The sequence below is a fragment of the Methylibium sp. genome, from assembly GCF_013817345.1.
GTDB lineage: Bacteria > Pseudomonadota > Gammaproteobacteria > Burkholderiales > Burkholderiaceae_C > Methylibium.
Genome location: NZ_JACDCW010000015.1, coordinates 9861 through 31975, shown reverse-complemented (window position 1 = coordinate 31975; position 22115 = coordinate 9861). Strand labels below are relative to the sequence as shown.

The following is a 22115-nucleotide window of genomic DNA, read 5'->3' as shown; positions in this document are numbered from 1 at the left end:
CCGCTGCCCACCTTGAACGGCGCTTGCGTCGCTACAGCCGGGCGGCGCCTTTGCTTTCACGCCAACAGCCGCGCCAACAGCTCGGCGTCGACCGGCTTGACCAGGTGGGCGTCGAAGCCGGCGTCGCTCGAGCGCTGGCGGTCGCTGTCCTGTCCGTAGCCGGTGAGTGCGATCAGGCGCAGCGCCAGCCAGGCCGGCTCGGCGCGGATGAGCCGGGCGAGCTCGTGGCCGTCCATGACCGGCAGGCCGATGTCGATCAGGGCCACGTCGATGCGCTCCTCGCGCAGCAGCTGCAGCGCCTGTGGCCCGTCGTGTGCAATGCAGGCGCGGTGGCCCCACGCTTCGAGCAGGGTGGCGAGCATGTCGGCGGCATCGGTGTTGTCGTCGACCACGAGCACGCAGCGCGCGTCTTGGGCGTGCGGCGCGGCGGCGCGCTCGACGGGCGGCGCCGTCGGCATGCCCTCCGGCAGCACCGGCAACTCCAGCGTGAAGCAGCAGCCCTGCCCGCGGCCCGCGCTGTGGGCGTGCAATTCACCGTCGTGCAGCCGCGCGAGGCTTTGCGCAATGGTCAGGCCCAGACCGAGGCCGCCGTGCGGGCGGTCCGGGCTCTGCTGTCCCTGCGAGAACAACTCGAAGGCGCTGGTCAGCTCTTCGCGGCTCATGCCGGCGCCGTTGTCGGTGACACACAGATGCAGCCGCTCGCCGACGCGCCGAACCTCGACCTCGATGTTGCCGCCGAGGTCGGTGAACTTCGCAGCATTGGTCAGCAGGTTGGAGACGATCTGTACCAGCCGAACCTCGTCGCCCTGCACCTTGCAGCCCTGGGCCGGCACGCGCACGCCGAGCTGGTGGCGGCGCTGCTCGATCAACGGGCTGGCGGTCTCGACCGCCTTGGCGACCACGCCCCATAGCTCCAACGGCACGCGCTTGAGCTGCACCGTGCCGCGCGTGATGCGCGCCACGTCGAGCAGGTCGTCGATCAGGGCAACCATGTGCTGCACCTGACGCTCGATGATGGCGCGCTCGCGCACAGCCACGTCGCCGCTCTGCAGGCGCATGAGGTGCAAGGCCGTGACGATGGGTGCCAGGGGGTTGCGCAACTCGTGGCCGAGCATGGCGATGAACTCGTCCTTGGTGCGCGTGGCTGTCTCGGCAGCGCGGCGCGCGCCGACCAGCGCGCTCACGTCGTAGGCGACCACCGCAATGCCGCTCACGCTGCCTTCGGTGTCGGTCATCGGCTGGTAGACGAACGCAAAGAAATGCTCCTGGAGCCGGCCGCTGGCCGCTTCGCGCAACTCGATCCTCAACGCGTCGCCGCTGACCGATTCGCCGCTGCGGTACACGCCGTCGAGCAGCTCGAGAATGCCCTGCCCCACGAGTTCCGGAAAGACTTCGACCATCCTGCGCCCGATGGGTACGCGACGGCCGGCCAGTTTTTCGTAAGCCGGGTTGGCGAACTCGAAGCGGTGCTCCGGGCCGACGAGCAGCGCCACCGCAGCCGGCACCTGCTGGAACACCCGGCTCAGCCGCCGGTTGATGGCATCGTCGATCTGATGCAGCTTGGCGCGCATGAGCTGGTTCTCGACCCGCGCCACCAGCTCGCGCGCCGAGAACGGCTTGACCAGATAGTCGTCGGCACCTGCGGCCAGGCCGTCGAGCCGCGCCTCTTCGCCCGAGAAGGCCGACAGAAGCAGCGCCGGCACCGCGCGCAGTTCGGGATCGGCGCGCAGCGAGCGGATCAGCGCCAGGCCGTCCTGTCCGGGCAAAGACACGTCGCTGATGACGAGATCGAACGGGCGCTCGCGCAGCGCCGCCAGCGCCTGCACGGCGTCGGTGGCGAACTGCACCTGCCAGCGCGGCGCCAGCAGGCGGGCCACGTAAGAACGCATGTCGGCGTTGTCGTCGACCACCAGCACGCAGGTCGCCGCCGCGGCCGGGGGCAGCTCCAGATCGAGCTGGGCACCCGCGACGGCCGCAGCACTGCCCGCCAGGCGCTCCAGTTCGTCGAGTCCGGCGTGTACCGAACCGTGCCAGGGCCGCACGTTGTCGTCGCCCGGCACCGTTCCGAATTCGTCGTCGGCGTTGGCGAGCGGCAGCACAACGGTGAAGACGCTGCCCTCGCCGGGCTCGCTGGCCACGTCGATGGCGCCGTCGTGTAGCTGCACCAACTCCCGGACCAGCGCCAGGCCGATGCCCGAGCCTTCGTCGGTGCGGCCGCGTGCGCCCTCCACGCGGTAGAAGCGGTCGAAGATGCGCGGCAAATGCCGAGGCGCGATGCCGCAGCCCGTGTCGCGCACCTGAAGCACCACGCAGTCGTCCTGGTGCTGCAACCGGACCTCGATCTCGCCGTGCTCGGTGTACTTGTAGGCGTTGGAGAGGAAATTGACGACGATCTTCTCCCACATCGTGCGGTCCACCCAGGCCGCGCGCGGCTGGGGCGGGCAATCAATCACCAAGCGAAGGCCGGCGTCTTCGATCGCCGAGCGGAACATCGCGGCAATCTCGGCGGTCGCCGCAGCCAGGTCGGTCGGCTCCAGGCGCGGCTGCATGCCGCCGGCCTCGATGCGGGAAAAGTCGAGCAGGCGGTTGATGAGTTCGCGCAAGCGCAGCGCATTGCGGTGGGCCATGCGCAGCGTCTCCATTTCGCTGCCATCGGCCCGGCCCTGCAGCAGCAGCTCGAGCGGCCCGACCATCAGCGCGAGCGGCGTGCGCAGCTCGTGCGAGATGTCGGAGAAGAAGTCGGTTTTGGCGCGGTCGAGCTCGGCCAGCGCCGCCACGCGCTGGCGCTCGATCTCGTGCGCCTGGGCATTGGTGAGTGCTGCGCCGAGGTGGCTGGCGATGGCCGCGATGAAGCCGCGGTAGCCGACGTCATCGGTGCGCATGGGGTTCAGCCCCGCCACCAGCAGCGCGGCCGGCAGCACGCGCTGGCCGATGCGCACCGGGATGACCACCGCACGTGCGCCGCTCGCCGTTGCACCGCCCGCCGGCAGTACGAGGCTTTGCGCTTCACCGCTTTCCAGCACTCGCTGCACCGCCCGCGCGAGCGGGTCGTCGGCGCCGGGCACGAGCCGCATGGCGCCGCCGCTGCCGGCGGGCAGTGAGCCGCTCGAGGCCAGGAAGTCGGCGCGCACGGCGCTCGCGTCCAGGCCGTAGATCAGGCTGAACGGAAGATCGTTGGGGTTGCGCGCCAGCACCTCGGCGGCGGCACGGCAGATCGCGGCGCCCTCGCCCAGGCCCACCAGCGCATCGGCGAGTTCGTTCAGGGTGCGCAAGCGGCGCTCGTTGAGAACGCGGTCGGTCGTTTCGGTGGTCGCCGTGAACACGCCGCCGATGCCGCCAGACTCGTTGTGGATCGGGCTGAAGGAGAAGGTGAAGTAGCACTCCTCCGGATAGCCGTTGCGCTCGAGCAGGAGGAGCTGGTCGGCCGACCAGGTGGATTGGCCGTGCTGCACGTTGGAAAGCAACGGGCCGATGACCGGCCAGATCTCGCGCCAGCAGTCTTCGCCGCTCTGGCCCAGGGCCCACGGGTGCTTGGCACCGAGGATCGGCCGGTAAGCGTCGTTGTAGAGCACGGTCAACGCCGGGCCCCACCAGATGAACATCGGGAAGCGCGAATGCAGGCAGATGCCGGCGGCGGTCTTCAGGCTCTGCGGCCACTGCGCCGGCGGGCCGAGCGGAGTCGTTTCCCAACGGAAAGCACGCATCAACGCGCCCATCTCGCCCTGCGCAGCCAGGAAATGCGGATTTGCCGACTCGACTGCAGGGTCCGGCATGCAGGCCACGAAGGAGAAGAGGGGAAGCGGAAGATACCGCGCGCCTCCACCCCCCGCAAACAAGAGGTCGCCGATTCGGGTTGTTGGCGTTACCGGACGTAGCGCAAACGGCGACCGTTCAAGGCCACGAGCTTTCGCGCATGGGCAGCACCATCACCTCCGGGATCACCGTTTCCTCGGGCTGCGTGAGCACGAAGCGCACGGTGCGCGCCACGTTGGCCGGGTCTTGCAGCACGCCGGGATCGATGTCGCTGAAACGGTCGAGCAAAAACGGCGTGCGCATGCCGCCAGCCACGACGGCCGAAACCTTGATGCCGCGCGGGCGCAATTCCGCGTGAAGCGCATGCGACAGGCCGAGCAGTCCCCACTTGGTGGCGTGGTAGGCGGCAGCGTTGGGCCAGGCGCGCTTGGACGCGGTCGAGGCAATGTTCACGATGTGCCCGCCGCTCCCGCCGGCGCTGCGATCGCCCATTGCCGCCGCGGCGTACTTGGAGAGGAAGAACGGCCCGGTCAGGTTGGTGCGCACCACGCGCTCCCAGTCGGCGCCCTCCAGTTCGGCGATCGGCACGGTGATGTCGATGGCGGCGTTGTTGACGAGCACGTCGAAGCGGCCGTAGCGCTCGCGCACCTCGGCCACCACCCGCTCGCACTGCTTCTCGTCGCCCACGTCGAGCGCCATCGCCACCGCGTCGATGCCCTGCTCGCGCAACGCGGCGGCCTGCGCCTCGGCGCGCTCCGCAGCCAGGTCGGCCAGCACCGGACAGGCGCCCTCTTCACCAAGCAGCTTGGCGATGGCCGCGCCCAGCCCGCGCGAGCCGCCCGTGATGAGCACCGCCTTGCCGCGCAGCGAAGTGCCGTCGTCGGACGAGGCCGGGTTCGCGGTAGCCGTCGCGGTGTGGGCTGGGGTGGGTGTCATCGGTGGGCTCCCTGTGATTCGGTTGGTGATGCGGGGTGTCGATGCAGGCCGGTCGATGAACTGCCCGAGCAGCGGTTCGCAAAGAGCAGGCGGTGTGCCAGGGGCGTATCGCCTTTCCCCTCGGAGTTGTGTTGCCTCCCTCTCGCTCTGCGAGACGGAGCGACTCAAAAGAAGGGCGCAATTCAATAGAAAAGGAACTCAGGCACTCAGCCGATCCGCCTCTCGCGCCTGCGCATGCCGCCCCTTTGCAATCGCCCGCAGATTGGCCGCAATGCACATCGCGAACGCCTCGTCGTACCACGGGTGAGCCCCGCTGACCGCCACGACGATCCCGTCCAGGCACACGCTGCCCCACAGCAGGCTGTCGCCCGCGCGCAGGGATTGAGGCTGCGCCGTCTGCACGCGGTGGCTGTCCTGGCCGCTGCGCCAGCTCACGCGCGCCTTGGCAAGGGCGAAAGCGGCGTAATCGGCATCCCAGCGCGTGCGATCGCCGACAGCATGCTCGAGCAGCACGGCGGCTTCGAAGCGCGCGTCGGCCGGCGCGAGAGCCGGATCCATGATCACGATGTAGAGAAAGCCGCTGCCGCAGATGGTCTCGTCGCTCATCAGCGGCTCGATCATCGGCAGCGCCAGCCGCAGCGCTTCGCGTGCAGCGTCGGCGTCGGCATAGCGGCTGCCGACAACGGGCGCTTCGTGATCGCGGCTGCCCGCAGCAGTCACTTCGGAATCGCTGCCGATGGCGGTATGGCTTCGGGTCGTCGTGGTCATGAACAGTCTTTCATGGAAAACGTGCGGAGGGCAAGCCGGCCGGCACCTCAGCCTGCCGGCAGGATCGGCTGGCCGGCCGCGTTGCGGCCCGACCGCGCCAGCGTGAAGATCGTTGCGATGAACTCGTCGGGGTTGACCGGCTTGGCCAGGTGCACCTGAAAGCCGGCCTGCAGTGCACGCACGCGGTCGTCGCCGCGGGCCAGGCCGCTGAGCGCGATGGCGGGCACCCTCTCGCTGGGCGGCACGCCGCGTTCGGCTTCGATCTCGCGCACGCGGCGGATCACCGCATGGCCGTCTTCCTGGCCGAGCGCGATGTCGCAGACCAGGAGTTGGGGCCACTGCGGTCGCGGCTGTGCGCCGAGCCAGCCCAGCGCTTCCGCGCCGCTCATGAACGACAGCACTTGCGCCCCTTCGAGCTCGAGTAGATGGCGGATCACTTCGCGCGCGTCGGCGTCGTCGTCGATGGCGAACACGCGCAGGCCGGCCAGCGGCCGGCTGGGCCGCTGCGCGTACGGCACGGTGGCGATCTGCTCGCCGGACTGACTGCCGTGCAGCAGGGACGCCGGCACCACCACCGCGCGCAGCGGCAGCTCGATCACGTAGCGCATGCCGTGGGTGGATGACGGCGCCTCGATGGTGAAGCTGCCGCCCTGGCGCTCGATGGTGCTGCGCAGTTCGAGCGGATCGAGCGGCGTCTCGGTGCCGCGCGGCGGCGTGCCCGTCGAGGCGCCGGCGCCAACTGGCGGCGTCACGGCAGGCGCATGAGCCGCGAGGCCGTGGCGGCCGTCGGTCACGCTCAGGCGCGCATTGGCGCCGTCGCGCTCAAGTTTGAGTTCGATGCGCCCGCCGGGCGGCGTGCCCGCCAAGGCCCACATGCACAACTCACGCATCGCCTGCGCGAGCGTGCTGGGGTCGCCAGTGACGCTGGCGTTCTCGAAATCGACTTCGCTGACCAAGCGCACCTGCCGCGACTCGATCTGCTCGCGCAGGCCGTCGATGGTCTGTGCGAGCAGCACGGCCAGGTTGACCGGCTGGCGCGCGAGCGCGCGCTCGAGCCGCTCGAACTGCTGCTGCTGGCGCTGCAGGTTCCAGAGTTGCGCATACAGGCCCGCGCGTTCGAGCAGCGCTTCGTGGCGGCCGCGCTCGACGATGCGGCCCTTGTCGAGCACGACGATCTCGTCGGCGTTGACGATGGTCGAGAGGCGGTGCGCAATGATCAGCGTGGTGCGGCCCTCGGCGATGCGGTCGAGCTCGCTCTGGATGGCCCGCTCGGCCCGAGTGTCAAGCGCCGAGGTGGCCTCGTCGAAGATCATGATCGGCGGGTTCTTGAGGAACGCGCGGGCAATGGCCACGCGCTGCTTCTCGCCGCCGGAGAGCTTGAGGCCGCGCTCGCCGACTATGGTCTCGTAGGCTTCGGGCAGCGACATGATGAATTCGTGCACCTGCGCGGCCTGCGCCGCGGCGATGATCTCGGCCATGCCGGCGTTGGTGCGCCCATAGCCGATGTTGTGCGCGATGGTGTCGTTGAACAGCACCGTGTCCTGCGGCACCACGCCCATCGCCTCGCGCAACGTCGCCAGGGTAATGCTGCGCAGATCCTGGCCGTCGACCGTGATGCGCCCGCCGTCCACGTCGTAAAGGCGCAGCAACAGGCGCGCCAGCGTCGACTTGCCCGAGCCGCTGCCACCGACGACGGCCACCGTCTGGCCGGCGGGGATGCTCAGGTCCAGATCCCACAGGATCTGGCGGCCGGCTTCGTAAGAGAAATCGACGTGCTCGAAAGCGACCGTGCCGCCGCGCACCTGCAGCGCCTGGCTGGTTGGGCGGTCTTCGATCTCGGCCTTCTGTTCGAGCAGCGCAAACAGCTTTTCGGTGGCCACCAGCGCGTCGCGCCCCTGGCGAAACACGTAGCCCAGCGCGTTGAGGGGCAGGCAGATCTGGATCACGTAGGCGTTGACCAGCACCAGGTCGCCGACCGTCATGCGGCCCTGCACGGTCTGCTCCCCGGCCAGCAGCATCACGGCGGCCACGCCGGCGGCAATGATCGCGCTCTGGCCGATGTGCAGGGCCGAAAGCGCACGCTGGTTGGCCAGACTGCTGTCGACCCACTGGCCGAGCACGGTGGCGTAACGCGTGCGCTCGTAGCCTTCGCGCGCATGGGTCTTCACCGTTTCGAAATTCAGCAGGCTGTCGACCATGCGCCCGTTGGCGTGCGAGTCCAGCTCGTTGAGCTTGCGCTGCTGCAGGGCGCGCTTGCCGGTCATCGCCACGGTGAAGCCGGCGTAGACGAAGAAGGTGACCATGATGACCAGCGTGAACCACAGGCTGTAGCCGATGGCCATCACCGCGAGCACCGCCAGAAACTCGACGAGCGTGGGCACCACCGTGAAGAGCCCCGCGCCGAGCAGGAAGCCGATGCCGGCATTGCCCCGCTCGACGTCGCGGATGAGCGAGCCGGTGTTGCGCTGCACGTGGAAGCGCGGCGACAGAGACATCAGGTGCGCGAAGGTCCGTTCGGCGAACGCGGTCACGGTGCGCTGGGTGACGCGTGCGAACACCAGGTCGCGCAGTTCGGTGAACAGCGTGCCGGCGAAGCGCAGCAGTGCGTAACCGAGCAGCAGGAACACCGGCAGCACCAGCAGCAGCGGCACGGAGCCCGGCGCGGCTTCGGGGCCCACGCTCTGCGCGGCGCTGAAACGATCGACGATGGCCTTGAGCACCAGGGGCACCATCACACCCGCGGCCTTGGCCAACACCAGCAACAGGAGTGCTGCGAGCGTGCGGCGCCGGTAGCGCCACACCGATTGCCACAGGCCGGCGAAGACGGTGGATGGGTTGATGCTGTCGGCCGACATCGCAGGCCAAAGGCAAGCCGTGTGCCCAAAGGAGCGTACCTTCCGGGCCGGTGGTCCTGCGGCTCGACAGGGTTCGAGCCATACGGGAAGGCCGGGCTGAGCCTTAGACTCCGGCACTTTCAGCCGCTAGCGCAGCATGCCGGCGTGACCGGCTCATGACTTTGAAACCAGCAGCAAGCCTGATGTCCATTGCCCAAGGGGTACTGCGTGCTGCGGCGGCCCGGGGGGGGCACGGCCTGCAGCGCCTGGCGACGCCTCGCCTCCTGCGCGCCTGGGCCGGCCTGCCGGCCGGCGTGCTCGCCCTTGCGGCGGCCGTTGCTGCGCCGCCGGCCGGGGGCGCGGCACTGGCCGACCTGTCGCTCGAGCAGCTGAGCGAGATCGTCGTGACCTCGGTTTCCCTGCGCAGCGAACCGCTGCAGGACGTGGCCGCCTCGGTATACGTGATCCGCGCCGATGACATCCGCCGCTCAGGCGCCACCACCCTGACCGAGGCGCTGCGCCTGGCGCCGACGCTCGACGTGGCCCGCGTCGACGCGTCCGGCTATGCGATCAGCGCGCGTGGCTTCAATAACCCGCTGGCCAACAAGATGCTCGTCATGATCGACGGTCGAAGCATCTACACGCCACTCTTCGCGGGCGTGTTCTGGGACGCGCAGGACGTGCTGCTCAGCGAGGTCGATCGCATAGAGGTGATCACCGGGCCCAGCACCGCGCAGTGGGGCACCAATGCGGTCAATGGGCTCATCCACGTCATCACCCGCTCGGCCGCCGAGACGCAGGGCACCGCCGTGCACGCCCACGCCGGCAACCGCGAGCGCGGCGGCTCGGTACGCTGGGGCGGTGCCTTGGCCGGCAACGACGACGAGATCAGCGGCCATTACCGCGTCTATGCCAAGGCCTTCGACCGCTCCAACAGCACGAATGCCGACGGCAGCCCGGTGAACGACCAGGCCGACGGTCAGCAGGCCGGTTTTCGGGCGGACTGGTCGCGCCGCGGCGACCAGATCACGCTGCAGGGGGACCTTTACCGCAACCTGATCGACTCGGCGGCAAACCCCACCGAAGTGGAAGGCGCCAACGTGCTCGGCCGCTGGCAACGCACGATGGCGGATGGCGCACAGGCCAGCGTGCAGGCCTATGTGGAGCGCACCGAGCGGCTGCAGGTGCTGGGCTTTTCCGAAACGCTCGACACGGTCGATGCGGTGGCGCAGTACGGCTTTGCGCCGGCGCCCCGCCACCGTGTGCTGCTCGGCGCCGGTTTCCGCCATTCGCGCGACGAGACCACCGGCAATGCCCGAGTGAGCTTCCGGCCCAACGACCGCACGCTCAACTGGAGCCGACTGTTCATCCAGGACCAGATCGAGCTGCATCCCCGCCTGACGCTCACGCTCGCCGGTAGCCTCGAGCACAACCCCTACACCGGCCTGGAAACGCTGCCCAGCGTGCGCCTGGCCTGGCGAGCCACCGAGTCCAGCCTGTTCTGGGGTTCGGTGCAACGCGCGGTCCGCGCGCCCTCGCGCATCGACCGCGAGTTTTTCTCGCCGGCCGAGCCCAACGCAGACGGCACGTTCAACATCGCCGGCGGGCCGGATTTCGAGTCGGAAGTCTCTGATGTCTTGGAACTGGGCCACCGCGGTCAACTGACGGAAACCTTTTCGTACTCGCTCACCTTTTTCTATCACGACCACGACGATCTGCGCAGCGTGACGCCGACGCCGCGCGGCCAGGTGCTCGAGAACAACATCGAGGGCTCGACCCGCGGCCTGGAGGCCACTGCAACCTGGCGCGTGAGTCCGCGCTGGCGCCTCACCGCCGGCGGCGTTTCGCTGGATCAGCGGCTGCGCGTGAAGCAAGGCGAGGTCGACACGATCGGCCTGAACGCGCTGGGCAACGACCCCAACGGCTGGTGGCAACTGCGCTCCGCGCTCGACCTGACGCCGCGCCACAGCTGGGACCTGAGCGTGCGCCGCGTGGCCTCGCGGCCGCAGTTCGACGTGTCGTCCTACACCGCAGTCGACACCCGGCTGGCCTGGCGCGTGAACCCCAAGGTGGAAGTGTCGCTGCTGGTCAAGGACCTGCTCGACGCCGATCAGGTCGAGTGGGCCACGGCGAGCCGCCGCGTCGAGCACGGCCGTGCCGCCTCGCTGCAGCTGCACGCCGAGTTCTAGCGCGTCGGCTGCCGATTCGACGTGCACGAAGCCCAGCACAATACCGCGATGGAGTTGCGCTGCCCTTCCCGCCGAGCCGTCCTGCGTGCGCTCGTGCAGGCAGCGCTGGCCGGGTGGCTCACCGTTGCTGCCGTCGGGCCGGCCGTCGCGGCCACGCTGGAGGCCAGCGTCAAGGCGGCCTACCTCTACAAGTTCACCGGCTTCGTCGAATGGCCGCCGCGGGCGTTCGCCGCCACCGACGCGCCGATCATCATCGGCGTGGTCGACGCGCCCGAGGTGCTGGCCGAGCTGACGCCGGTGCTCGCCGGACGCAGCGTTCATGGTCGGCCCCTTCGTGCAAGGCGGGTGATGCCCGGCGAAACACTCGAAGGCGTGCACATGCTCTACGTGCCGGCGCCCGACGGATTGCCGAGCGCCTGGCTCGCATCGGCCCGCGCACTGCCCCTCCTGCTGGTCACCGACCAGCCCGGCGGCCTGGCCAGCGGCGGCATGCTGAACTTCCTGCTCCATGAAGGGCGTGTACGGTTCGAAGCCTCTCCGCCGGCCGCCGAGCGCGCCGGCATCCGGCTCAGCGCGCGGCTGCTGGCGGTGGCGGAGCGGGTGGTGCCATGAGCCTCCGCCCGGCCGCTCCGAAGGAGGCTCGCTCCCGCTCGGCGGGACGGCGCGCAGCGCCCAGGGTGCACAAATGAGCGACAAATTGACGCTGCGCCGCAAGCTGATGCTGGTCGTCATGCTGACCACTGGCCTGGCGCTGCTGCTCAGCGCGCTGGCACTGCTGACCTACGACCTGCGCGCCTACCGCAGCGCCTCGGTGGACGACCTGCAGACGCAGGCAGAACTGATGGCCAGCTCCAGCGCATCGGCGCTGGCCTTCGACGACCCCAAGGTGGCGCGCGAGAACCTCGCGACCTTGCAGCAGCGCCCGCAGATTCGCTCGGCGGCCTTCTACAGCCCCGAAGGCAAGCTGTTCGTGACTTACCGCTCCCCTGCCCAGGGCTCCGCGCCGGTGCCGGCCAAGCCGCAGCCCACCGGTTATCGCTTCGACGGGGACGATCTCGAGGTGTTCCAGACCATCGACGTGAACGGCCAGATGGCGGGCACCGTCTACCTTCGCGCTCGCTACGACTACGGCGACCGCCTGCGCGACTACGCGTTGATCCTCGCGCTGATCATGCTGGGGAGCCTGGGCTTGTCGGCATTGATCTTCCAGCGGCTGCAGCGCGCCGTGACCGAGCCGATCGAGCAGGTGGCCAACGTGGCACGCGAGGTGGTGGATCGGCGCAACTACGGCTTGCGCGTGCCCAAGACCAGCTCCGACGAGATCGGCGTGCTGGTCGATGCCTTCAACGCCATGCTCGCCGAAGTGGGCCGGCGCACCGACGCGCTCGAGCGCGCCAACGCGGACCTGTCGATCGAAATGCGCGAGCGCCAGAAGGTCGAGGATGCGCTGCGCACCGCCGACCGGCGCAAGGACGAGTTCCTGGCCACGCTGGCGCACGAACTGCGCAATCCGCTGGCGCCACTCGCCAACGGGCTGGAGATCCTCAAGCGCGGCGATGCCGACGCCACCATGCGCCAGCGTGCCCGCGTCATCATGGAGCGCCAACTCAAGCAGATGGTCCGGCTGATCGACGACCTGCTCGAGCTCTCGCGCATGAGCACCGGCAAGCTCGAGCTGCGCCGCGCCAGCCTGGACCTGGTGGCGGTGCTGAGGAGCGCGGTCGAACATACCGAGCCGCAGATGCGCGCGCATGGCCAGACGCTGGCGACGCACCTGCCGCGCGAGCCGGTCTGGCTCGACGCCGACGCCATGCGCCTGGCGCAGGTGTTCGTCAACCTGCTGACCAATGCAGCCAAGTACACCGATCCCGATGGCCACATCACGGTCGAGCTGGCCATCGAGAACGGCAACGCCGTGGTGCACGTCACCGACAACGGCATCGGCATCGAGCCGGCGATGCAGGAAAAGATCTTCGAAATGTTCACGCAGGTCGACCAGTCGCTCGAGCGTGGACGCGCCGGGCTCGGCGTGGGGCTGACCCTGGCTCGGCAGTTGGTCGAGCTGCACGGCGGGCGCCTCTCGGTGGCCAGCGCCGGGCTCGGGCAGGGCTCGCGCTTTTCGGTCTCGCTGCGCCTGGCCGAGCATCCGCCGGCCGCCGTGCCGCAGCCCGACGCTTCGATGCCGCCGCCCCCGCACGCCCGCCGTGCGGGCGACGGCGCCGACGAAGCCGACAGGCTGCCGCTGCAGGTGCTGGTCGCCGACGACAACGCCGACTTCGCCAGCAGCCTGTCGAGCATGCTGCAGGCGCAGGGCCACCAGGTGCAGGTGGTGTTCGACGGCCTGACCGCCTTCGAGGCCGCCACGGCGCGGCGGCCCGACGTCGGCTTCTTCGACATCGGCATGCCTGGCCTCAACGGCTACGAGCTCGCGCAGCGATTGCGAATGCAGCCGCGCATGCAGGGTGTGATGCTGGTGGCGATTACCGGCTGGGGCCAGGACAGCGATCGCCTGCGCTCGCGGCAGGCGGGGTTCGACCACCACCTGGTGAAACCGGTCGATCTGGACCAGGTGTTGCACCTGCTCCAGGAACGCGCTCGCAGTTGAAGCACGAGTCGCCGAGCATGCACGGGGCACTGCGAGTGGCGTGGCGACTGGGGCCGTCCCATCGGCGCTGATCCGCTACGTGCGCCTCTAAAGCACGGCATGCTGCTTGCACCGTGCGGCGGCACTCCTTTGCGGAACTTGCGTTTCACTGCGCTGCTAAGGCCCGCGGCAGTAGGAGGAGCAACACAGGCGTAGCAAGCCCGTAGGGTTTGCCGTGCTCGAGAACAGTTTGCGGTAGAAATTTCCGCGCAGGAGTTCCCGCTGCCTTACGGGACGGTCAAAAGCTGGCAATCGGAATGCCCGGCTTATTCGGGGACATCGGATGAAAGTACTGGACGACCCGGGCGTTGCCGCCTCCACGGACGAGCTCAAGGCGCTGCTGCAGGCGCTGACCTCGCTCAAGCGCGGCGATGCCAGCGTGCGATTGCCGCTGCACTGGAACGGCATGGCCGGCAAGGTGGCCGATGTCTTCAACGACGTGGTCGAGCAGAACGCCGCCATGGCGAGCGAGCTGGCGCGCATGCGACAGGTCGTCGGCAAGGAAGGCAAGCTCAAGCAGCGCGCCGCGCTGCCGCAGGCCCGGGGTTTCTGGGGCGAGTCGATCGACAACGTCAACGCACTGATCGACGACCTGGTGCACCCGACCAGCGAAGTGGCGCGCGTGATCGGCGCGGTGGCGCAGGGCGATCTGTCCAAGAGCATGGCGCTGGACGTCGAGGGCCGGGCGCTGGAAGGCGAGTTCCTGCGCACCGCCAAGACCATCAACACCATGGTCGATCAGCTCGGCAACTTCTCGGCCGAGGTGACGCGCGTGGCGCGCGAGGTCGGCACCGAAGGCAAGCTGGGGGGGCAGGCACGCGTGAAGGGCGTGGCCGGCACGTGGAAGGACCTCACCGACTCGGTCAACTCGATGGCCGGCAACCTGACCGACCAGGTGCGCAACATCGCCGACGTGACCACCGCGGTGGCCAAGGGCGACCTCTCGAAGAAGATCGACGTGGACGTGAAGGGCGAGTTCCTCACGCTCAAGAACACCATCAACACCATGGTGGACCAATTGCGCAGCTTCGCCTCCGAGGTGACGCGGGTGGCGCGCGAGGTCGGCACCGAAGGCTCGCTCGGCGGGCAGGCGCGGGTGGAAGGCGTGTCGGGCACCTGGAAGGACCTGACCGATTCCGTGAACTCGATGGCCGGCAACCTGACCTCGCAGGTGCGCAACATCGCCGACGTGACCAAGGCGGTGGCCGCCGGTGATCTCTCCAAGAAGATCACGGTCGATGGCAAGGGCGAAATTCTCGAACTCAAGAACACGGTCAACACGCTGGTCGATCAACTGCGCTCCTTCGCGGCAGAAGTGACGCGCGTGGCGCGCGAGGTGGGCACCGAAGGCAAGCTCGGCGGCCAGGCCGACGTGCAGGGCGTCGCCGGCACGTGGAAGGACCTCACCGAGTCGGTCAACTCGATGGCGTCGAACCTCACGTCCCAGGTGCGCAACATCGCCGACGTGACCACGGCGGTGGCGGCGGGCGACCTGTCCAAGAAGATCACGGTCGATGTGAAGGGCGAGATCCAGGAGCTCAAGACCACCATCAACACGATGGTCGACCAGCTGCGGTCCTTCGCCGCCGAAGTGACGCGCGTGGCGCGCGAGGTGGGCACCGAAGGCAAGCTCGGCGGCCAGGCCGACGTGCAGGGCGTGGCCGGCACGTGGAAGGACCTCACCGAGTCGGTCAACTTCATGGCCGGCAACCTGACCAGCCAGGTGCGCAACATCGCCGAGGTGACCACCGCGGTGGCGGCGGGCGATCTCTCCAAGAAGATCACGGTGGACGTGAAGGGCGAAATCTCCGAGCTCAAGAACACCATCAACACCATGGTGGACCAGTTGCGATCCTTCGCCGCCGAAGTGACGCGCGTGGCGCGCGAGGTGGGCACCGAAGGCAAGCTCGGCGGCCAGGCCGACGTGCAGGGCGTGGCCGGCACGTGGAAGGACCTCACCGAGTCGGTCAACTTCATGGCCGGCAACCTGACCAGCCAGGTGCGCAACATCGCCGAGGTGACCACCGCGGTGGCGGCGGGCGATCTCTCCAAGAAGATCACGGTGGACGTGAAGGGCGAGATCTCCGAGCTCAAGAACACCATCAACACCATGGTGGACCAGCTCTCCTCCTTCGCGGCGGAAGTGACGCGCGTCGCGCGCGAGGTGGGCACCGAAGGCATGCTCGGCGGTCAGGCCGATGTGAAGGGCGTGGCCGGGACGTGGAAGGATCTGACCGACTCGGTCAACTCCATGGCGAGCAACCTCACCTCCCAGGTGCGCAACATCGCCGACGTGACCAAGGCCGTGGCGGCGGGCAACCTGTCCGAGAAGATCACGGTCGACGTGAAGGGCGAAATCCTCGAGCTGAAGAACACCGTGAACACCATGGTGGACCAGCTCCGCTCCTTTGCTGCCGAAGTGACGCGCGTGGCGCGCGAGGTCGGCACCGAAGGCAAACTCGGCGGCCAGGCCGACGTGCAGGGTGTCGCCGGCACGTGGAAAGACCTGACCGATTCGGTCAACTCGATGGCGTCGAACCTCACCTCGCAGGTGCGCAACATCGCCGACGTGACCAAGGCCGTGGCGGCGGGCAACCTGTCCGAGAAGATCACGGTCGACGTGAAAGGCGAGATCGCCGAGCTCAAGGCCACCATCAACACGATGGTCGATCAGCTCTCCTCCTTCGCCGCCGAAGTGACGCGCGTCGCGCGAGAGGTCGGCACCGAAGGCATGCTCGGCGGCCAGGCCGACGTGAAGGGCGTCTCGGGCACTTGGAAAGACCTGACGGATTCGGTGAACTCGATGGCCGGCAACCTGACCAGCCAGGTGCGCAACATCGCCGACGTGACCAAGGCGGTGGCGGCCGGCGACCTGTCCAAGAAGATCACGGTGGACGTGAAGGGCGAGATCCTCGAGCTCAAGGCCACCATCAACACCATGGTGGACCAGCTACGCAGCTTCGCCGCCGAGGTGACGCGCGTGGCGCGAGAAGTGGGCACCGAAGGCAAGCTCGGCGGCCAGGCCGATGTGCAGGGCGTGGCCGGGACCTGGAAGGACCTGACCGACTCGGTCAACCTGATGGCGAGCAACCTCACCTCTCAGGTGCGCAACATCGCCGACGTGACCAAGGCGGTGGCGGCGGGCAACTTGTCCGAGAAGATCACGGTGGACGTGAAGGGCGAGATCCTCGAGCTCAAGGCCACCATCAACACCATGGTGGACCAGCTTTCCTCCTTCGCGGCGGAAGTGACACGCGTGGCGCGCGAGGTGGGCACCGAAGGGCGACTGGGCGGACAGGCGCAAGTGCGCGGTGTGTCGGGCACCTGGAAGGACCTCACCGACAACGTGAACTTCATGGCCGGCAACCTGACCGGCCAGGTGCGCGGCATCGCCAAGGTCGTGACAGCGGTGGCCAACGGCGACCTCAAGCAAAAGCTCACCGTGGAAGCCAAGGGCGAGATCGCCGCGCTGGCCGACACCATCAACAGCATGACCGACACGCTGGCGATCTTCGCCGACCAGGTGACGACCGTGGCGCGCGAGGTCGGCGTGGAAGGCAAGCTCGGCGGCCAGGCCAAGGTGCCGGGCGCCTCGGGCACGTGGAAAGGCCTCACGGAAAACGTAAATGAGCTGGCGGCCAACCTCACCACGCAGGTGCGCGCCATCGCCGAGGTAGCAACGGCCGTGACGCAAGGCGACCTGACGCGCTCGATCACGGTGGAAACGCAGGGCGAGGTGGCGGCGCTCAAGGACACCATCAACGAGATGATCCGCAACCTCAAGGACACCACGCAGAAGAACACCCAGCAGGACTGGCTCAAGACCAACCTCGCCAAGTTCAGCCGCATGCTGCAGGGTCAGAAGGATCTGGTCACCGTGGGCCAGTTGATCCTCTCGGAGCTCGCGCCCGTGGTCGGTGCGCAGCAGGCCGAGTTCTATGTGATGAGCTACACGGCCGACGACTCGCCGATGCTGGAGTTGTTCGCCAGCTACGCGTCCGGCGGCCAGCAAACGCACGGCAAGCAGATTGCGCTGGGCCAGGGCCTGGTGGGCCAGTGCGCGCTGGACGCCGAGAAGATCCTGCTCACCAATGTGCCCTCGCAGGCGTTCCGCATCGCCTCGGGCCTCGCCGAAAACACGGCGATGGACGTGCTGGTGCTGCCGGTCATCTTCGAGAACCAGGTGCGCGGCGTGCTCGAGCTCGCTTCGCTGGAACGCTTCAACCCGGCGCACGAGGCCTTCCTGGAGCAGCTCACCGAATCGATCGGCATCGTCATCAACACCATCGACGCCAACTCCCGCACCGAGCACCTGCTGACGCAATCGCAGTCGCTCGCCGAGGAGCTGCAAAGCCGCCAGCAGGAGTTGCAGCAGACCAACCAGGAACTGCAGGACAAGGCCCGCCTGCTGGCCCATCAGAACGAGGAAGTCGAGCGCAAGAATCAGGAGGTCGAGCAGGCCCGTCAGGCGCTGGAAGAAAAGGCCGAACAGCTCGCGCTGACGTCCAAGTACAAGTCCGAATTCCTGGCCAACATGTCGCACGAGCTGCGCACGCCGCTCAACTCGCTGCTGATCCTCTCGGACCAGCTCTGCAAGAACCCGGGCGGCAACCTTTCCCCGAAGCAGGTGGAGTTCTCCAAGACCATCCACTCCTCGGGCAACGACCTGCTGATGCTCATCAACGACATCCTCGATCTCTCCAAGATCGAGTCGGGCACGGTCGCGGTCGATGTGAGCGAGCTGCGCCTGGACGACCTGCACCGCTCGGTGGAGCGGAGCTTTCGGCACTTCGCCGAATCCAAGCACGTGGACTTCGTCGTCGACGTGGAGCAGCCGCTGCCGCGCACCATGGTCACCGACGTCAAGCGCCTGCAGCAGATCGTCAAGAACCTGCTGTCCAACGCCTTCAAGTTCACGCACCAGGGCCAGGTGGCCTTCTCTATCGCGGTGGCCGAGAGCGGCTGGTCGCTCGACAACGAGGAACTGGGCCGCGCCAGCCAGGTGATCGCGTTTTCGGTCAGCGACACCGGCATCGGCATCTCGCCCGACAAGCAGCAGATCATCTTCGAGGCCTTCCAGCAGGCCGACGGCTCCACCTCGCGCAAGTACGGCGGTACCGGCCTGGGCCTGGCCATCAGCCGCGAACTGGCGCGCCTGCTCGGCGGCGAGATCCGGCTGGCCAGCGCGCCCGGCAAGGGCAGCACCTTCACGCTGTACCTGCCGCAAAGCTACAACCCCTCTCGCAGTGCTCGCCATGTGCGTCTGATCGGCGGTGATGAGTTCCGCGACTCGGGCCTGGCGCCGCTGGCTGAAAGCGGCCGCAAGGAACTTCGCCGTCTGACGCCCAGCGCCCTGGCGATCTCGCCCGACGAGGCCTTCGACAACGAAGCCGGCAACGCCGACGCGATGGCCGCGCTCAACGTCGCCGACGACGACCGCAGCGGCATCAGCACCGGCGACCGCGTATTGCTGATCATCGAGAACGAGCTCAGCTTCGCCAAGGTACTGCTCGAGGCGGCGCGCCAGAACGGTTTCAAGGGCCTGGTCGCCACCACCGGCGCCGGCGCGCTGACCATGACGCGCGAGTTCCACCCTTCTGTGATCACGCTCGACATTCACTTGCCCGACATGCAGGGCTGGCGCATCCTCGACCGACTGAAGGGCGACCTGGTCACCCGCCACATCCCGATCTGCGTGGTCTCGACCGACGACTCGCGCGAACGCGCCCTGCAGGCCGGTGCCATCGGCTTCCTGGCCAAGCCGCTGCAGTCCCGGGATGCGGTCGACGCCGCCATTGCCGAACTGCACCGCTATGTGGAGACCACCACGAAGAAGCTGCTGGTCGTGATGCCCGCCGGCCCCCTGCGCGACCGCTACGTGGCCGCCCTCGAAGCCGAGGTCGAAGCCACCGTCGTGGACGACGCCGCTGCCGCGAAAGAGCTGCTGCACCAGGCGGATTGCGTGGTGATCGACGAGAGCATCGGCGGTCTGGTGCCCGAAGACATCCGCGAAGCCACCGAGCAGCGCGCCGGTTGCTGCCAGCTCCCGGTGCTGCTGCACTCGAGCCTCAACAGCCCCGACAGCCCCTGGCGCAACCACCGCGGCGGCTTCGTGCTGCGCGAGGCGGAGAACCTGGAAGCGCTGCTGGCCGAGAGCGCCTTCCTGCTGCACCGCAGCCCGGCGTCCATCTCCGATGAAGAGCGTCTTGCCGTGGAGGCAGTGCACCGCCGCAAGCACCCGCTGGCGGGCAAGAAGGCGCTGATCGTGGACGACGACATGCGCAACATCTTCGCGCTGGCCACGGTGCTGGACGACGAGGGCATGCTCATCGTTTCGGCCGACAACGGCCGCGACGCGATCCGCATCGTTCAGGAGGATGCGACGATCGACATTGTGCTTATGGACATCATGATGCCGGAGATGGACGGCATCGCCACCATGCAAGCCATCCGCAAACTGCCGCGGGGCCGAGAGCTGCCGATGGTGGCCGTGACCGCCAAGGCCATGAAGGGCGATCGCCAGAAATGCATCGAGGCAGGCGCGTGGGATTACCTCAGCAAACCGGTCGAGCCGGCCAACCTGCTGGCAGTGTTGAGAGGATGGCTGTGTCGTTGACTACCGCCGGGTCGATCTCCGGTTTCGGCGAACTCGACCCGGAAGCGGGCGAGAAAACCAACATCCTCATCGTCGACGACCTGCCCGAAAAGCTGCTCGTCTTCGAGACCATGCTCGAGGAGCTGGACCAGAACCTGGTGTTCGTGCGCTCGGGCAACGCGGCGCTGCGCGAGGTGCTGCGGCAGGAGTTCGCCGTGATCCTGCTCGACGTCAACATGCCCGACATCGACGGATTCGAGACCGCCAAGCTGATCCGCCGCTACCGGCGCTCGGCGCACACGCCCATCGTCTTCATCACGGCGTACGCCGACGAGATGCAGACCGCGCGCGGTTATGCGCTGGGCGCAGTCGACTACATCATGTCGCCGGTGATCCCGGAGGTGCTGCGCTCGAAGATCCGCGTCTTCGTCGAACTGCACAGCATGCAAAAGCGCCTGCGCCGCCGCGCAGAGGAAAGGGTCGCGCTGGCGGCGGCCGAGGCGGGGCGCTTTGCTGCCGAAGAGAGCACGCGTCGCTCGAACTTCCTCTCGCAGGCCAGCGCCGAGCTGGGCGGCTCGCTCGACATCGACGTGCGCATGCGCAAGCTGCTCAGCCTGGTCACGCCGCAGCTGGCCGCAAGCAGCACCCTGGTGATGCGCGACGAACATGCCGATCACGACCGCCTGCTCAGCTGCACCGCGGGTGAGCCCGGCGCCGCGCCGGTGTTCGTGCCGCGCCGCTTCGAGCAGCTCTCGCCGGCGGCCCAGCTGGCCTTCTGCCGCTGCCTGGAAACACGCCTGCCGGTCGCGCTACCGCCCAGGCCGGCGCCGGACGGCACGCCGGGCGTGCGAGCCGGCACGGTGCTGCCGCTCGCGGTGGGCGAACGCGTGCTCGGCGCGTTGATCGTCGACGACGAAGCGGCCGGCGTCGATCAAGCGCTGCTCGAGGACCTGGCCGCGCGCGCCGCCATCGCGTTCGAGAACTCGCGCCTGTACCGCAGCCTGGAGGCCGAGCTGGTAGTGCGGCGCCAGGCAGAGCAACGCCTGCACGACTCCAACCAGCGCAAGGACGAGTTCCTCGCCATGCTCTCGCACGAGCTGCGCAACCCGCTGGCGCCGATCAGGAACGCGATCGAGCTGATCCGCCGCCTGGCGCCGGCCGATGCCAAGCTCACCTGGGCCACCGATGTCGCGGACCGCCAGGTCGCGCACATGAACCGGCTGGTCGAAGAACTGCTCGACGTGGCACGCATCAGCCAGGGCAAGATCGTGTTGCAGATGGAGCCGCTCGATCTGCTGATCGTCATCCACCACGCGGTCGAGACGGTGCGGCACTTCATCGACGAGCGCAAGCACGCGCTCACGCTGCGCCTGCCCGACGCCCCCGTGTGGCTGCGCGGTGACCCGGCCCGGCTCTCGCAGGTGATCGGCAACCTGCTCAACAACTCGGCCAAGTACACCGACGAAGGCGGCGCCATCGGTCTTTCGCTGGTGCTCGACAACGGCGAGGCGCTGCTCACCGTCACCGACAACGGCATCGGCATCGAGGCCGACCTTCTGCCCAATGTGTTCGAGCTGTTCGAACAGGGACGCCGCCCGCTCGACCGCAGCCAGGGGGGCCTGGGCGTCGGCCTGACGCTGGTTCAGCGCCTGGTCCAACTCCACAATGGCAGCGTCGACGTGTCAAGCCGGGGCAGCGGCCTCGGTGCGGAATTCAATGTACGCCTGCCCTGCCTGAGAGAGGTCAAACCCGTGGAAGAGCCCTTGACGAATCCCCCGGAAGTAGCGAGTAGTGGGGGCTGCCGCGTGCTGGTGGTCGACGACAACCGCGACGCCGCCGAGACGGTGGCGCTCTACCTCGAGCTGGCCGGCCACGAGGTCAAGACCGTCGGCGACGGCATGCAGGCCATGGCCAGCGCGCCGGTCTACGCGCCCGACGTGGTGGTGCTCGACATCGGCCTTCCCGGTCTCGACGGCTACGAAGTCGCCCGGCGGCTGCGCCAGACCCCGCAGACCCGCGACGCCCTGATCTTGGCTCTGACCGGCTACGGTCAGAAGGGCGACCAGCAACAGGCGATCGACGCCGGCTTCGATGCCCATTTCGTAAAGCCGGCCGATCCGGAATTGCTCGTCAAGCGGATTGCCGAATGGCGGGAAACCGCCGCGGGCGCACCCGGCGCCTCGCGACGCGAAATGCGGCGTCAGTCGCCCTGACCCGAGTGCCACGGGCTGCGGGCCGCATGCCATTTGCAAGCGCTTCACTATTCGGAAACGCTTGGCTATTTGCAAGCATTTGCAAGAAGCGCCCGCAAAGCTGCCGGTTGTGAAGAACAAATTACCGGTGCGGCGCCTTGCGCACTGCCCGACTGCCCTGTGTGCCTCACCCGGCAGCGGGCT

9 protein-coding genes are annotated in these 22115 nt (G+C 68.2%); 5 read left to right on the top strand and 4 right to left on the bottom strand.

Annotation, left to right across the window (positions count from 1 at the left end; genetic code table 11):
• Window positions 1–56 precede the first annotated feature (56 nt).
• The 4 genes from H0W40_RS04620 to H0W40_RS04605 form a co-directional block, all read right to left on the bottom strand.
• A complete protein-coding gene (locus H0W40_RS04620; protein ID WP_292443719.1) occupies window positions 57–3773 on the bottom strand; it encodes an ATP-binding protein in 3717 nt (1238 codons plus the stop codon).
• Window positions 3774–3891: 118 nt separating this feature from the next.
• Entirely contained in the window at window positions 3892–4689 is a 798-nt protein-coding gene (locus H0W40_RS04615) for an SDR family oxidoreductase (protein ID WP_292443717.1), read from the bottom strand.
• A gap of 198 nt (window positions 4690–4887) precedes the next feature.
• Window positions 4888–5310 carry a hypothetical protein gene (locus H0W40_RS04610; RefSeq protein ID WP_292443758.1) on the bottom strand — a complete coding sequence of 141 codons (423 nt, stop codon included), beginning with the start codon at window positions 5308–5310 and terminating at the stop codon, window positions 4888–4890.
• Window positions 5311–5504: 194 nt separating this feature from the next.
• Window positions 5505–8312 carry an ATP-binding cassette domain-containing protein gene (locus H0W40_RS04605; protein ID WP_292443715.1) on the bottom strand — a complete coding sequence of 936 codons (2808 nt, stop codon included), beginning with the start codon at window positions 8310–8312 and terminating at the stop codon, window positions 5505–5507.
• 182 nt (window positions 8313–8494) lie between these two features.
• On the opposite strand from H0W40_RS04605, the gene H0W40_RS04600 reads away from it, so the two are divergent.
• The 5 genes from H0W40_RS04600 (at window position 8495) to H0W40_RS04580 (ending at window position 21932) form a co-directional block, all read left to right on the top strand.
• Window positions 8495–10480 carry a TonB-dependent siderophore receptor gene (locus H0W40_RS04600; protein ID WP_292443713.1) on the top strand — a complete coding sequence of 662 codons (1986 nt, stop codon included), beginning with the start codon at window positions 8495–8497 and terminating at the stop codon, window positions 10478–10480.
• Window positions 10481–10528: 48 nt separating this feature from the next.
• A complete protein-coding gene (locus tag H0W40_RS04595) occupies window positions 10529–11092 on the top strand; it encodes a YfiR family protein (protein WP_292443712.1) in 564 nt (187 codons plus the stop codon).
• 73 nt (window positions 11093–11165) lie between these two features.
• Window positions 11166–13085, top strand: a complete 1920-nt coding sequence (locus H0W40_RS04590; RefSeq protein ID WP_292443710.1) for an ATP-binding protein — start codon at window positions 11166–11168, stop codon at window positions 13083–13085.
• Window positions 13086–13407: 322 nt separating this feature from the next.
• Entirely contained in the window at window positions 13408–19740 is a 6333-nt protein-coding gene (locus H0W40_RS04585; RefSeq protein ID WP_367153735.1) for a HAMP domain-containing protein, read from the top strand.
• The gene (locus tag H0W40_RS04580) at window positions 19737–21932 is read left to right on the top strand and encodes a response regulator (protein ID WP_292443709.1); all 2196 of its coding nucleotides are present in this window, start codon (window positions 19737–19739) and stop codon (window positions 21930–21932) included. The genes H0W40_RS04585 and H0W40_RS04580 overlap by 4 nt, the downstream gene beginning before the upstream one ends.
• The last annotated feature ends 183 nt before the right edge of the window (window positions 21933–22115 follow it).